General features: G+C 71.7%; 14 protein-coding genes. 5 read left to right on the forward strand and 9 right to left on the reverse strand.

Translation table 11 applies throughout. From position 1 onward, the window contains the following. Positions 1-23 precede the first annotated feature (23 nt). The 3 genes from purN to ACPEH0_RS10260 form a co-directional block, all read right to left on the reverse strand. The gene (gene purN / locus ACPEH0_RS10250; RefSeq protein WP_064001268.1) at positions 24-605 is read right to left on the reverse strand and encodes a phosphoribosylglycinamide formyltransferase; all 582 of its coding nucleotides are present in this window, start codon (positions 603-605) and stop codon (positions 24-26) included. Between the two features lie 4 nt (positions 606-609). Continuing rightward, positions 610-1923, reverse strand: coding sequence for a DUF6350 family protein (locus tag ACPEH0_RS10255; protein WP_366213997.1), 1314 nt, complete (start codon positions 1921-1923; stop codon positions 610-612). A 65-nt stretch (positions 1924-1988) separates the two neighbouring features. Further along, positions 1989-2330 carry a DUF2200 domain-containing protein gene (locus ACPEH0_RS10260; protein ID WP_366213996.1) on the reverse strand — a complete coding sequence of 114 codons (342 nt, stop codon included), beginning with the start codon at positions 2328-2330 and terminating at the stop codon, positions 1989-1991. Positions 2331-2385: 55 nt separating this feature from the next. Between ACPEH0_RS10260 and ACPEH0_RS10265 the strand changes: the two genes are divergently transcribed. Beyond that, entirely contained in the window at positions 2386-3801 is a 1416-nt protein-coding gene (locus ACPEH0_RS10265) for an NCS2 family permease (protein ID WP_366213995.1), read from the forward strand. Positions 3802-3886: 85 nt separating this feature from the next. Here ACPEH0_RS10265 and sucD read toward each other — a convergent pair whose 3' ends face one another. The 5 genes from sucD to ACPEH0_RS10290 all read right to left on the reverse strand — a co-directional run bounded on the left by sucD (position 3887) and on the right by ACPEH0_RS10290 (position 8681). Continuing rightward, a complete protein-coding gene (gene sucD / locus ACPEH0_RS10270) occupies positions 3887-4789 on the reverse strand; it encodes a succinate--CoA ligase subunit alpha (protein ID WP_064001264.1) in 903 nt (300 codons plus the stop codon). Between the two features lie 37 nt (positions 4790-4826). Beyond that, a complete protein-coding gene (gene sucC / locus ACPEH0_RS10275; protein ID WP_366213994.1) occupies positions 4827-5993 on the reverse strand; it encodes an ADP-forming succinate--CoA ligase subunit beta in 1167 nt (388 codons plus the stop codon). Between the two features lie 136 nt (positions 5994-6129). Continuing rightward, entirely contained in the window at positions 6130-6882 is a 753-nt protein-coding gene (locus tag ACPEH0_RS10280; protein WP_366213993.1) for a phosphotransferase, read from the reverse strand. Between the two features lie 3 nt (positions 6883-6885). Further along, entirely contained in the window at positions 6886-7488 is a 603-nt protein-coding gene (locus tag ACPEH0_RS10285) for a response regulator transcription factor (protein ID WP_217531577.1), read from the reverse strand. Next, positions 7485-8681, reverse strand: a complete 1197-nt coding sequence (locus ACPEH0_RS10290) for a sensor histidine kinase (RefSeq protein ID WP_366213991.1) — start codon at positions 8679-8681, stop codon at positions 7485-7487. The genes ACPEH0_RS10285 and ACPEH0_RS10290 overlap by 4 nt, the downstream gene beginning before the upstream one ends. A 152-nt stretch (positions 8682-8833) precedes the next feature. Between ACPEH0_RS10290 and ACPEH0_RS10295 the strand changes: the two genes are divergently transcribed. Then, positions 8834-9334 (forward strand): small multidrug efflux protein, encoded by a 501-nt coding sequence (locus ACPEH0_RS10295; RefSeq protein WP_311863164.1) that lies wholly within the window; start codon positions 8834-8836, stop codon positions 9332-9334. Position 9335: 1 nt separating this feature from the next. Here the strand turns inward: ACPEH0_RS10295 and ACPEH0_RS10300 are convergent, their stop codons facing one another. Continuing rightward, a complete protein-coding gene (locus ACPEH0_RS10300) occupies positions 9336-10850 on the reverse strand; it encodes an FAD-dependent oxidoreductase (RefSeq protein WP_366213990.1) in 1515 nt (504 codons plus the stop codon). Between the two features lie 73 nt (positions 10851-10923). Between ACPEH0_RS10300 and ACPEH0_RS10305 the strand changes: the two genes are divergently transcribed. The 3 genes from ACPEH0_RS10305 to ACPEH0_RS10315 all read left to right on the forward strand — a co-directional run bounded on the left by ACPEH0_RS10305 (position 10924) and on the right by ACPEH0_RS10315 (position 13976). Further along, the gene (locus ACPEH0_RS10305) at positions 10924-11586 is read left to right on the forward strand and encodes a TetR/AcrR family transcriptional regulator (RefSeq protein ID WP_366213989.1); all 663 of its coding nucleotides are present in this window, start codon (positions 10924-10926) and stop codon (positions 11584-11586) included. A 68-nt stretch (positions 11587-11654) separates the two neighbouring features. Further along, positions 11655-12881 (forward strand): acyl-CoA dehydrogenase family protein, encoded by a 1227-nt coding sequence (locus tag ACPEH0_RS10310; protein WP_366213988.1) that lies wholly within the window; start codon positions 11655-11657, stop codon positions 12879-12881. Between the two features lie 54 nt (positions 12882-12935). Beyond that, positions 12936-13976 (forward strand): ATP-dependent DNA ligase, encoded by a 1041-nt coding sequence (locus ACPEH0_RS10315; RefSeq protein ID WP_366213986.1) that lies wholly within the window; start codon positions 12936-12938, stop codon positions 13974-13976. Positions 13977-13978: the final 2 nt, after the last annotated feature.

Below are 13978 nucleotides of genomic sequence, written 5' to 3' on the forward strand. Positions count from 1 at the left end.
GGTCGGGGGCGTTCGGGTGCGGTTCAGGAAGTGAGGTCGAGCTCGCCCGTCGCGATGCGACGCACGACGTCGATGAGCAGCCGGCGCTCGACCGGCTTGATGCGCTCGTGAAGGGTGTGCTCGGTGTCGTCGGGGAGCACCGGCACGCGCTCCTGCGCCAGGATCGGCCCGGTGTCGACGCCGTCGTCGACGACGATGACGCTCGCGCCGGTCTCGGTGACACCGGCGGCGAGCGCATCCCGCACACCGTGAGCGCCGGGGAACTCTGGCAGATAGGCCGGGTGCGTGTTGATCAGGCGCGGCGCCCACGCCGCCACGACGGCGGCGGGCAGCAGGCGCATGAGCCCGCTCAGGACGACGAGGTCGGGCTCCCAGACGTCCAGGTGCGCCAGGAGCTCCTCGCCCCAGGCCTCACGGCTGTCGAACTCCTGGAACGGGACCATGAAGGTCGGGATGCCGTACGCCTCCGCATGGGCGAAGCCGTCGGCCTGCCGGTCCGCCCCCACCACGATGATGCGCGCGGGGAAGTCGGGCTCGCTCGCGGCGTCGAGAAGGGCACGCAGATTGGATCCCGTGCCCGAGATGAGGACGGCGACCGTGAGCACCGGCTCAGTCTAGCGGGGTGGTGGGGAACTCATCGGGCGAGACCGCGGCGGCCGGTGCCGGACGGGACTCGGCGGTCGGGGTCGTCGCCGGCGTCTCGCGCACAAGAGGCTGCTCGGCGTCCTCACCGCGCGGTGAGAGGAGGACGACGGCGGCACCGACGGCCACCTCGGCGGCCGCCACGAGGGCGACGAGCCAGGGCTCGGGCCCGACGTGGATGAGGCGGCCCGGGCCGAGCGACCCCTGCGCCGCCCACGCGAGGACGGCGACCACGGCCCCGGTGCCGAGGACGAGAATGGCGAGGGCGACCAGGCGCGGGCGGAGCGGCTCGGCATCCGCCCCCGGTCCCACCAGCAGGGCGCTGCGCGTCGCGGCGCCGGCCAGCGCGCCGAAGCCGACCACCACGAGTCCGAGCAGCAGCAGCCACCCCGACGTCGAGTCGGGGATGACGCCGAAGACAGGGATGCCGGGGACGACACCCAGGCTCGTCCCCGCCGGGGAGACGGCCGTCCCGGTGCCGACGGCGAAGCCGGGGCCGACCGCGAAGCCGGCGAACCACATCACGAGGGTGGGCAGGTAGAGGATGCTGCCGAGGGCGAGGACGACGACGCCGAGGAGATCGGCCTGCGCGGCCTGCGTCAATGCGATGACCTCGCCGCCGCGGGCGAAGAACAGGATGGCGAGGACGACGGCACCGACCGCCACGATCCCGGCGACGCAGATCGCGACGCCGCGGGCACCGGCATCCACTGCTTCCTGCACGTCGTCGGGGAGCCGCTCGGAGAGCGCGTCGATGATGCCGTCGTCGCCGTCGTTCCAGGCGCGGATGACGGCGCTGACGAGTGCGGGAACGGCAAACACGAGCGTCGGGCCGGCGACGGCGGGCAGCAGGTCGACCGCAGCGATCGAGGCGCGACCGGACAGGGCGATGAGGGTGGACACGACGGCGACCGCGATGGTGCCGCCGGCCACGCCCGTCACCCACGCGCCCGCCCGCGCCGCGCGTGCGCCGGAGCGCCACGCCGAGATCGCGGTGAACGCCGCGAGGGCGGTGGGGGCGAGCGACAGGGTGAACTGCGCACCGCCCGACGGCAGACCGCCCGAGACGACGAGCTCGGCGGGCAGGGAGACGGCGACCGGCGCGAAGTGGCCGAGCTGCCAGATCGTCGCGGCCGCGGGCCACAACGCCGCCCAGTCCGCGTCGCCGCCGATCCCGAAGATCCAGACGAGGGTCACGGGCGCGAGCACGACACCGACACCGACCGCGACGGCCAGGAGGGCGTCGACGGCGGCGAGGAGGGAGACGAGCAGGCGATTCACAACAGACCGACCCTACCCGCGCGCAGGCCTCCCGCCGGGCTCCCGCTCCGGCGCGGACCGACGCATCAGACGCGCAGGACCTTTTCGAGCGCCTTGCCCCGGGCGAGTTCGTCGACGAGCTTGTCGAGGTAGCGGATGCGGCGCATCAACGGGTCCTCGATCTCCTCGACGCGCACCCCGCAGACGACCCCGGTGATCCGCGTCACGGCGGGATTCAGCTCGGCGGCGGCGAAGAACTGCTCGAACGTGGCCTCACTCTCGATCTGCCGGGCGAGTGCGGCGTCGTCGAAGCCGGTGAGCCACCTCACGACCGCATCGAGCTCGGCCTTGGTACGCCCCTTGCGCTCCATCTTCGCGAGGTAGAGCGGGTAGACCGCAGCGAACGGCGTGCCGAAGATGCGGTGCATGCGGTGAGGATACGCCCGCCCCGCGGGGCCCGCCAGGACGCACTACCCTCGGAGGGTGAACAGCACCACATCCCGCTCGTCCCGCGGGGCCGCAGCCCCGGCATCCGCGTCGTTCCTCGACCGCTACTTCGAGATCAGCCGCCGCGGCTCCACCGTCGGCACCGAGATCCGCGGCGGCGTCGTCACCTTCGTGACGATGGCCTACATCGTCATCCTGAACCCGGCCATCCTGTCGACGCCCGACGTCGAGGGCATCACCCTCGCGCCGGCGGCCGTCGCCACGGCGACCGCCCTCACCGCCGGCGTCATGACGATCCTGTTCGGCCTCGTCACGCGCCTGCCGTTCGCGTTCGCGGCGGGTCTCGGCATCAACGCCTTCGTCGCGTTCTCGGTCGTCGGACAGGTCTCGTGGGGCGAGGCGATGGCGCTCGTCGTCATCAACGGTCTCATCATCGTGCTGCTCGCCGCGACCGGCCTGCGCAAGCTGATCTTCGACGCCGTGCCCGTTCAGCTGAAGCTCGCCATCACGGTCGGCATCGGCCTGTTCATCGCCTTCATCGGGTTCGTCAACGCCGGGTTCGTGAACCCCGCAGAGGGCACCCCGCTGGAGCTCGGCGTCGGCGGCTCGATCACCTCGCCCGCCACGCTCCTGTTCATCGCGACGCTGCTCATCGGCGGCATCCTCATGGCCCTGCGGGTGAAGGGCGCGATCCTCATCGCCCTCGTCGCGGGGACGATCCTCGCCGCGATCGTGAACATCTTCACGCCGATCGCCGACTTCGGGCTCTCGAACGGCATCTTCGCGGCCCCGAACCTCAGCCTCGTGGGCGCCGTCGACTTCGGGTTCGACCTCGGACGGGTGGGTGTGCTCGCGCTCGTCATGTTCGTGTTCACCCTCGTCTTCACGAACTTCTTCGACGCCATGGGCACGATGACCGGCCTCGCGCGCGAGGCGGGACTCGCCGACGAGCGCGGCAACTTCCCGCGCATCAAGTCGGCGCTCATCGTCGAGGGTGTCGGCGCCGTCGTCGGCGGTGGCACCTCGTCGTCCTCCGCGACCGTCTTCGTCGAGTCCGGCTCGGGCATCGGCGAGGGAGCCCGCACCGGTCTCGCCAACGTCGTCACCGGCGTGCTGTTCCTGCTCGCGATGTTCATCACGCCTGTGACGGGCCTCGTGCCCGGCTTCGTCGCCGCGGCCGCGCTCGTTCTCGTCGGCGCGCTCATGCTCACGCAGATCAAGAACATCGACCTGTCGGACTTCAACGTCCTGCTGCCCGTGTTCCTGACCGCCACGGTCATGCCGCTCACCTACTCGATCGCCAACGGCATCGGCGCCGGCTTCATCAGCTGGGTCGTGCTCAACACGTTCTCGGGCAAGGCGAAGCAGGTCCACTGGCTGCTCTGGATCGTCGCGGCCGGCTTCGTCCTGTACTTCGCCCGCGGCCCCATCGAAGCCGCCTTCGGGGTCTGACCGCCCCACGTCGAGGTCGTTCACGGGCGTTCCGGGAACGACGAAGGGGCGGATGCCGCAGCATCCGCCCCTTCGTTCGTGTGGCTTAGAGCGCCTCGATGATGGCGCGCATCAGGTCGGCGGTCTCGGACGGGGTCTTCCCGACCTTGACGCCGGCGGCCTCGAGGGCCTCCTTCTTGGCCTGCGCGGTGCCCGCCGAGCCCGAGACGATGGCGCCGGCGTGGCCCATGGTCTTGCCCTCGGGAGCGGTGAAGCCGGCGACGTAACCCACGACGGGCTTGGTCACGTGCGCCTTGATGTAGTCGGCCGCGCGCTCCTCGGCGTCGCCGCCGATCTCGCCGATCATGACGATGGCCTTGGTCTCGGGGTCGGCCTCGAACGCCTCGAGGGCGTCGATGTGCGTCGTGCCGATGACCGGGTCGCCGCCGATGCCGATGGCCGTCGAGAAGCCGAGGTCACGGAGCTCGAACATCATCTGGTAGGTCAGGGTCCCCGACTTCGACACGAGGCCGATGGGGCCCTTGCCGGTGATGTTCGCGGGCGTGATGCCGACGAGCGCCTCGCCGGGCGTGATGATGCCGGGGCAGTTCGGACCGATGATGCGGGTCTTGTTGCCCTTGCTCTTCGCGTAGGCCCACGCCTCGGCGGTGTCGCCGACGGGCACACCCTCGGTGATGACGACGAGCAGCGGGATCTCGGCGTCGATCGCCTCGATCATGGCGTCCTTCGTGAAGGCGGGCGGCACGAACGCGATGGAGACGTCGGCGCCGGTCTTCTCGATGGCCTCGGCGACCGAGCCGAAGACGGGGAGGTCGACCTCGCCCTCGTGCGGCTTCTCGTGGGTGACGGTCGTGCCGGCCTTGCGGGCGTTGACGCCGCCGACGACGTTCGTCCCGGCCTTCAGCATGAGGGCGGTGTGCTTGGTGCCCTCACCGCCGGTGATGCCCTGGACGATGACCTTGGAGTCCTTGTTGAGGTAGATAGACATGTCTGTTGTCCCTGTGTCTCGGTAGTCTCGGCGCGTCTCAGGCGTTCGCCAGCTCGGCGGCCTTGGCGGCGCCCTCGTCCATACCCGAGGCGAGCGTGACAAGCGGGTGGTTGGCCTCTGCGAGGATCGCGCGACCCTCCTCGACCTGGTTGCCGTCGAGGCGGACGACGAGCGGCTTGGTGGCCGCGTCGCCCAGGATCTCGAGGGCCTTCACGATGCCCTCGGCGACGGCGACGCATGACGTGATGCCGCCGAAGACGTTGACGAAGACGCTCTTGACCTGCTCGTCACCGAGGATGACGTCGAGACCCGAGGCCATGACCTGCGCGTTCGCGCCGCCACCGATGTCGAGGAAGTTGGCGGGCTTGACGCCGCCGTGATTCTCGCCGGCGTAAGCGACGACGTCGAGGGTCGACATGACCAGGCCCGCGCCGTTGCCGATGATGCCGACCTGACCGTCGAGCTTGACGTAGTTGAGGCCGGATGCCTTCGCCTTCGCCTCGAGCGGGTCGGCGGCGCCCTTGTCCTCGAGCTCTTCGTGCTCGGGGTGGCGCACCTCGCTGGCGTTGTCGTCGAGCGACACCTTGCCGTCGAGGGCGACGATGTCGCCGGCGCCGGTGCGGACGAGCGGGTTGACCTCGACGAGCGTCGCGCCCTCGCCCTTGTAGACGTCGTAGAGCTTCACGAACACGTCCGAGACCTTCTCGACGAGGTCCTCGGGGAAGTTCGCGGCCTTCGCGATCTCGACGGCCTTGGCCTTGTCGATGCCCTGCAGCGGGTCGACCTCGATGCGCGCGAGCGCCTCGGGGCGCTCGACGGCGAGCTCCTCGATCTCCATGCCGCCCTCGACCGAGCAGAGGCTCAGGTAGGAGCGGTTCGAGCGGTCGAGCAGCACCGAGAAGTAGAACTCCTCGGCGATGTCGGCGCCCTGGGCGACCATCACGCGCTGGACGACGTGGCCCTTGATGTCGAGGCCGAGGATGGCCTCGGCTGCCGCGTAGGCCTCGTCGGGGGTCTTGGCGACCTTGACGCCGCCGGCCTTGCCTCGACCTCCGGTCTTGACCTGAGCCTTGACGACGACGACACCGCCGATCTTCTCGGCAGCCGCCTTCGCCTCCTCAGGGGTGTCGGCGATGATGCCGGCGAGCACCGGCACCTCGTACTTCTCGAACAGGTCTCGTGCCTGGTACTCGTAAAGGTCCACTGCAATCCTTCGCTGGGCGACGGTGGGGGTGACGGGCGCGGAATTATCTCGATGTCGAGAGATCGCCCGGTCGAAAAGCCTACTACCCGCGCCTGAGTGCCCCGCGCGGGAGCACCCTCGTTCGGCGGGGGTGCGTTCAGCGCTCGAGTGCGGCGCGCCAGACCCGCCGGTGCTGCTCGACGTAGGCCGTCACGTTCCGCCAGTGCGCACCGTGCCCGTCCACGAACATCGACGACCACGGCTCGGCGCCGGCCTCGTGCGATGTCCGGAGCAGGTCGTGCATCGCGGCGGTCCGCTGCGCCATCGCCTCGGGCAGTTCGCGGCGGAGCCGAGCCTCGGCGCCGTAGCCCTCGACGAAGGCGGCGAGTCCGCGCGCCGCCTTCGCGGCGACGACCGAGGTGTCGTTGAGCGTGAACGCCTGCGCGGCATAGGCGAGGTCCCACAGCCGTGTACTGGGGGCGGCCGCATCCCAGTCGATGAAGACCCACCGGTCTTCGCCGACGACGAGGTTCCACGGGGCGAGGTCGTTGTGGCACACGAGCTCGGCGCCGGGCGCCGGGATCGCGGTCTCCCAGACGGCGTCGGCGGGTACCGCGTACGCGGCGCTCGCGTCGTGGATGGCCCGCACCATCGCGCCCACGCGCCGCAGCTCGCCCGCCGACATCGGCCCGCGCCCGATCGCGAGCTCACCGGGGACGTACTCCAGGATCTGTCGCCCGGCATCGTCCCGCCCGCGCTGTTCGGGCGCGTCGACACCCGCCGCTCGCAGCGCCTGCACGTAGGCGATGACGGTCGGCGTCGACGCCGTCCACGGCTTGCGCACCGTGTCGCCGATGCGGATGACGGCCCCGCTCGCGTTGCCGCCCGCGAGGAGCTCTTCGTGCGGCATCCGTCAGATCCAGCCGCGTTCGCGCGCCGTGATCGCCGCCTGCTGGCGGGTCGCGAGGCCGAGCTTGCCGAGGATCGACGACACGTGGTTGCGGACGGTACCGGCGGAGAGGTGGAGGGATGCCGCGATGTCGGCGATCGTCTCGCCGCGGGCGCCGGCGCGCAGCACGTCGAGCTCGCGGTCGGTGAGCGGGGAGCGTTCGTCGCTGAGGGCGTCGGCGGCGATCTCGGGGTCGACGTACCGGCGGCCGGCGGCGACCTCGCGGATGACGGCGGCGACGTCGCCTGCGGGCCGGGACTTCGGCACGAAGCCGTCGACCCCCGCGCCGAGCGCACGGCGCAGCACCCCCGGACGCGCGTGGCGGGTGACGACGACGCACCGAGCCGGGATGCGCTGACGGATGCGGGCGGCCGCCTCGACGCCGTCGATGCCGGGCATCTCGAGATCGAGCAGGCACACATCGGGCCGCAGCTCGAGCGCGCGGGCGACGGCGCTCTCGCCGTCGGCGCACTCCGCGACCACCTCGAGGTCGTCCTCGAGGGCGAGCAGGGCGGCGAGCGCCGTGCGGATCATGTCCTCGTCGTCGGCGATGAGCACGCGGATCATGCGGGGCCTCCGTCGGCGGGGACGGTCACGATGAGCTCGAATCGGTCGTCCTCACGGCGGGTGACGGCGTCGCCCCCGGCGACGCCGACCCGGTGGGCAATGCCCTCGAGCCCGGCGCCCGCGCCGATGGTCGAGCCGGGCCCGGGATCGTTCGCGGCGGTCAGCCGCCAGTACTGTCCCGCGCGCTCGAGACCGAGCCGCGCCCACCGGCCGCCGCCGTGCTTGAGTACGTTGGTCGTGCACTCGCGGACGACCGGCCCCAGCAGGTCGGCGGGAGCGGATGCCGCATCCGCGGCGACGTCGAGGGTGACCTCCAGACCGGCCGCACGCAGCAGGTCCGCCGCGTTGGCGAGCTCGTCGGGCAGCGGCACCCCGCGGAAGCGACCGGCGAGCGACCGGGTGCCCTCGCGCGCCTCGTCGACGGACGCGCGCGCGAGCGCGATCCGGTGCGCGGCGGCATCCGGGTCGCGTCCGATCATGCGCTCGGCGAGTTCGAGCTGCAGCGCGATCACCTGCAGGTGGTGCCCCTGCAGGTCGTGCAGTTCGCCCGCCAGACGCAGGCGTTCCTGCACCGCGGCGAGCCGTGCCTCGGTCCGCCGCGCGCGGTCGAGTTCGAGGACGACGTCCCACGACCAGAGCGAGAGCGCCTGCATCGCGGGCAGGCTGAGCGCGAAGAACGCGGGCAGGAAGGCGTCGCTGCCCCCCGACGCCCGACTGAGTTCGACGACCCACAGGACGGCGAGGGCGACCTCGAGCAGCACGACACCGCGCCAGCGGATGCCGGGGGCCCACCTGACAAGGCAGAGGACGGTGCCGACGAGCGCCGCCCCCAGCAGCGCCGAGGCCGACACGAGGCCGACGCCGACTGATGCGAGCACCCCGGCGACGACGGGCAGCGACAGGAAACGCCGACCGCCGGACGGACGGTCGGTGTCATCGAGGTCGCCGTCGCGGCGGTAGCGGGCGAGCAGCACGATCGTCGTCACGACGACGACGGTCGACAAGCCGAGGAACCCCACGAGCGTGACGGGGTCGCGCCAGCCGCCGCGCGCGACGAGGACGATGACACCCCACACCAGCAGCGCACCGATGAGGAAGGTCACCATCGAGGACGCGATGTACCACCCGGTCGCGGTGACCCCGCGGGCGAGGGAGACGGCGGTGCGCGTCGGGGTCGGGTCGGGGCTGGTCACACCGCCACAGTACGACCATGACGAATGTCACCCCTCGGGTCATCGGACCTCCCGGCGAGAGGTGACGCCGCGGCACTGCCGCCGCCACCGCATCCTCGGTGGGATGGGATCACGGCGATACGAGATCCGGTCGCCGCATCCGAGAGGACATCATGTCGAACCCCGTCTCCGACCTCGTCGCCGGTTTCCAGGACCTCGTCGCGCAGGTGCCCGACCTCGTGCAGCCGCTCATCGTGGCCCTGGCGGGCGCCGTCCCCTTCATCGAGGGCGAGGGCGCAGCGGCGATCGGCATCATCGGCGGCATCCACCCCGTCGTCGCCGCGCTCGCCGGCGCCGCGGGCAACTTCCTCTGCGTCGCCATCGTCGTGCTCGCCACCGCCCGCGTGCGCACCGCCGTCACCACCCGTGCCGGAGCGGCCGAGAAGCCCGTGTCGGCGCGCTCCGAGAAGTTCCAGAAGGCGTACCACCGCTACGGCACACCCGGGGTGAGCCTGCTCGGCCCGCTCATCCTGCCCACCCAGTTCACCGCGGCCGCCCTCAAGGGCACCGGTGTGCCGACGCGCACCGTGCTCTTCTGGCAGGGCCTCGCGATCGTGCTGTGGACCACCCTCGTCACCCTCATCATCACCGGGGTGATCGCCGCGGCCGGCTGAGTCAGTCCACGCGTCGCAGGCCTCGCGATGCGGGGCCTTCGATGCGTTCCCCGGATGCCGTGAACCGCGACGCGTGCAACGGACAGTCCCACGTGCACTCGAGGTCGTTCCACTCGAGAACCCCGCCGAGATGCGGGCACACGGCGCTCACCGCGCGGGTCTCGCCCCCGGTCGTCGAGATCCCGACGGGACGGCCGCCGCGCTGCGCGACCACGCCCTCCCCCTCGGCCGGCTGCGGCACCGGGACGGCCTCGGCCTCGGCGGCGGCCCATCCCTTCGCCGCCGCGAGCCCGACCTTCGCGTTCTCGACCGCGCCCTGTGCGATGTCGGCGGGCATCGTCAGACGCGTGCCGATCTGCGTCATCCACCGCGGCCGGTCACGCCAGCTCTCGCCACGCAGCTCGCTGACGATGCGCAGCGCCGCCGCGGGCGCGTTCGTCAGCCCCCACTTGGCATAGCCGGTCGCGAAACGGACGCGGCCGAGCGAGCGCGGCATCGCGCCGATGAACGGGATGCGGTTGTGCGAGACGTAGTCCTGCGCCGACCACCGGTGGGTCTCCTCCCCCACCGGCAGCGTCTGCTGCGCCCAGTGCGACAGCTCATCGAGCATCGCGCGCTCCGACGCGGTGCGTCCGACGGGGTGGCCGGCTCCGCCGACCACGATCTGCGCGACGTCGGAGGGTCCGTCGCCCGGGAGGATCGTGCGCACCGAACGGGTCGGCTCGTCGGCGGAGAGGTACATGCCGTCGGGCAGCGGAGCGGTGAGGGTGAACGAGACGCAGGCCGACCGCATGCCGCTCACCTTCGCCCAGTAGAGGCCGCGGTCGAGGATCGGGATGCCGGTGGCCACCACGACCTGCGAGGCGAAAAGCGGCCCCAGGTCGGTCTCCACCCGCGGCTCGGGGAAGACCTTCACCCCGCGCACGTGGACGCCGAGATGGAGGGTCCCGCCCGCGGCGACGAACGCATCGGCGAGCGCCGCGAGCAGCTGCATCGGATCGACGGCGCGCTGGTCGTCGAGCGCGACCGCGGCCACCATCGGCACGGCCGCCTCGCGGAGCTCGGCGTCGTCGACGAGGCGCACCGCGAGGCCCGCCTCGCGCGCGGCGTCGTACTCCTTCACGACCGAGCGCCGGCCCTCGTCGCCCTGGGCGTAGGTGTAGGCGGTGCGTGAGGTGAGCGGCACACCGAGACGGTCGGCGGTGTCCGTCATCCACGCGAAGCCGTCGCGGTTCGCTTCGGCGTAGGCCCGGACGAGGGATGCCGGGTGCCCCGACCGCAGCGACGAGAGCGTCGTCCCCTGCAGCATCGACACCTTGCCGGTGTTCGATCCCGACGCGAGTTCGCCGACGCCGCCGCGCTCGACGAGGGCGACGTCGACGCCGGACCGCGCGAGCTCGTACGCGGTCGCGAGCCCCGTGAGTCCCGCCCCGACGACGACCACCTCGTGGCGACTGCCGGGGGTGAAGGGGATGCCGGGGGACTCGGAGGGGCGCTGCTTCCACAGGGAGGACATGGGCCGAGTCAACGGGGTCGCGTCGCCGACGGCACAGGCCTTGACAGACGACCGCCGGACTAGGCTTCCCTCCATGGCCGACGACCTCCGTCCCACGGGCAGCACAGTGGTGGCCGCCGCGCTCGCGCTGTTCGCCGAGCACGGCTACGAGCAGACCTCCGTCGAGCAGATCGCGCAGTCGGCGGGCGTCTCGCGATCGACGTTCTTCCGGCAGTTCGGCGGCAAGGACGACGTCGTCTTCGCCGACCACGAGGTCCTGCTTGAGATGCTCCGCACGTATCTCGCCGAGACCCACGAGAACCCGTGGGCGGCGGTGTGCGAGGCATCGGTGCAGGTGTACCGCCACTTCGCCGCCGACCCCGAGGTCGCCCGGCGCCGCTACGCCGTCGTCCGTCAGGTACCGTCGCTCCGCGACCGCGAGATCGTGACCGTCTTCCGTTACGAGCGCCTGTTCGACGACTACCTGCGACGCTCGGTCCCCGGGCTCGACCCCGTCGACGCCGTGGCCTTCGCCGCGGCGGTGACCGCCGTGCACAACCATGTGCTGCGTCGACTGCTGCGCGGATCGAAGCGGGTACCCGCCGCCGTCCTGGAGTCCGCCTACGACGAGCTGCTCCGCCGCTTCGGTGTGCACCCCGCCCCCGAGCCGCCGGCGGCGGACGACTTCGTCGTCGCGACGTTCCCCCGACGGATGCCGCCCGCCGAGGTCGCACGTCGGCTCGGCTCCCTCCGGTGACACGGAGAGCCTGATACGCCGTTCCACCCTCGGTGGAACTGGATGCCAACCCGGCGTATCCTGGCGCGATGACCACTCCCCTGCCCGGCGGCGCCTCGGGCCGTTACGACGTGCTCGGCCCCCTCGACACCGACTACTACGCCGTCTTCGCCGACATCCCGGCCGCCGACCGGGACGTGTGGCAGCGGACGCGGGCCTTCGTCGACGAGGTCGGCGACCGGATGCGCGACGCGTGGGACACCGCCGAGTACCCGCTCGACATCGCCCGGCGCTTCGGCGAGCTCGACCTGCTGAACGACGGGATCGACCACCCGCGGCTCACCCGGTTCTCGGCCCTCGCCGCGGGGCTCGTCAACATGGAGATCTCGCGCGGCGACGGGTCGCTCGGCACCGTCCTCGCCGTCCAGGGCGGGCTGGCGCTGCGCACCCTCGCCCTCTTCGGCAGCGACGAGCAGCAGGAGCGGTGGCTGACTCCCATCGCCCGCTTCGAGGTGCCCGCCGCCTTCGCCCTGACCGAACCCGACCACGGCTCCGACTCGGTGTCGCTCGAGACCGTCGCCCGCCGCGACGGCGACGAGTGGGTCATCCGCGGCGCGAAGAAGTGGATCGGCAACGGCGCCTCGGGCGGCATCACCTTCGTGTGGGCGCGGGTCGACGCCGAGGGCGACGAGCACCACGGCAATGTGCGCTGCTTCCTCGTGGAGCAGGACCGGCCCGGCTACACCGGCACCGTCATCGCGGGCAAGGCGTCGCTGCGCGGCATCCATCAGGCTCACATCGCGTTCGACGACGTGCGCGTGCCCGCGGACGCCGTCCTCCCCGGCACGACGACGTTCAAGGATGCCTCGACCGTGCTGTACGCGACGCGGTCCGGCGTGGCGTGGTCGGCGCTCGGCCACGCGACGGCCTGCTACGAGACGGCGCTGCAGTACGCGCAGCAGCGGGTGCAGTTCGGCAAGCCCCTCGCCCGGTTCCAGATGGTGCAGGAGCGTCTCGCGCACATGCTCGAGGACCTCACCGCGATGCAGCTCTACTGCCGGCGCCTCGCCGACCTCGAAACCGCCGGCGGGCTGCGCCCCACGCAGGCGTCGCTCGCGAAGTTCCACAACACGCGTGCCGCACGGCGGGTCGCCGCGACGGCACGCGACCTGCTGGGCGGCAACGGCATCCTGCTCGAGAACGGGGTCATGCAGCACATGGCCGACATCGAGGCGATCCACACGTACGAGGGCACCGAGTCGGTGCAGGCGCTGCTGCTCGGTCGGGACATCACCGGCGTGAGCGCGTTCGCCTGACCCGTTGCCGCAACCCCGTTCCGGCACGGAGGCCGGGCGGGCAGGATGGGCCGCATGTACGAGATCCCCGCGCCGATGCTCGCGAAGTCCGTCCCCGGCATCCCCGATCCGGGAAAGACCGCCGGCGGCCTGCTGTACGAACCGAAATGGGACGGCTTCCGCGCCCTCATCGGCTGGGACGGGTCCGAGGTCGAGATCGGGTCGCGCGGCTCGAAGCCGCTCACCCGCTACTTCCCCGAGCTCGTCGACGCGATCTCCCGTCTCGTGCCCGAGCCGTGCCTGCTCGACGGCGAGATCGTCGTCGCCGACGGCGAGCCGGGCGCGCAGCGGCTGCAGTGGGAGCAGCTGTCGCAGCGCATCCACCCCGCTGCCTCGCGGGTCGCGATGCTGAGCGAGACCACCCCCGCCATGTTCGTCGCGTTCGACCTGCTCGCCCGCGGCGAGCGCGACCTGCGCGAGGAGCCGTTCGCCGAGCGGCGGATGCAGCTCGAGGACCTGCTGGGCGAGGTGCCGCATCCGATCCACCTCACCCGCACGACGGACGACCCGACCGTCGCCGAGCGGTGGCTCGCGGAGTTCGAGGGCGCCGGACTCGACGGCGTCGTCGCAAAACCGCTCGCCCTCCCCTACACGCCGGGCAAACGCACGATGTTCAAGATCAAGCACGCGCGCACGGCCGACGTCGTCGCGGTGGGCTACCGCATCCACAAGAGCGGTCAGGGAGTGGGCTCGCTGCTCGTCGGGCTCTATGACGGCGACGGGCACCTGCATCAGGTGGGTGGCGTGGCGGCGTGGAGCAACGCCCGCCGGCTCGAACTGATCGACGAGCTCGCACCGCTGGTCGTCCGCGACGAGGACGGTGACGCGGTCACCGGCCAGTCCGACCGGTCGCGCTTCGCGGCATCCAAGGACACCTCCTTCGTGCGGCTGCGCCCCGAACGGGTGCTCGAAGTGGCCTACGACCAGCTCGAGGGAGACCGCTTCCGACACACCGTGCAGTTCCAGCGCTGGCGACCCGATCGCGACGCCCGGTCGTGCACGTTCGATCAGCTCGAGACCGTGACCGCGTACGACCTGGCCGACGTCCTCAGCTGAGT

The organism is Microbacterium sp. NPDC079356 (assembly GCF_049545465.1).
In the GTDB taxonomy this organism is placed as follows: Bacteria; Actinomycetota; Actinomycetes; order Actinomycetales; family Microbacteriaceae; genus Microbacterium; species Microbacterium gawkjiense.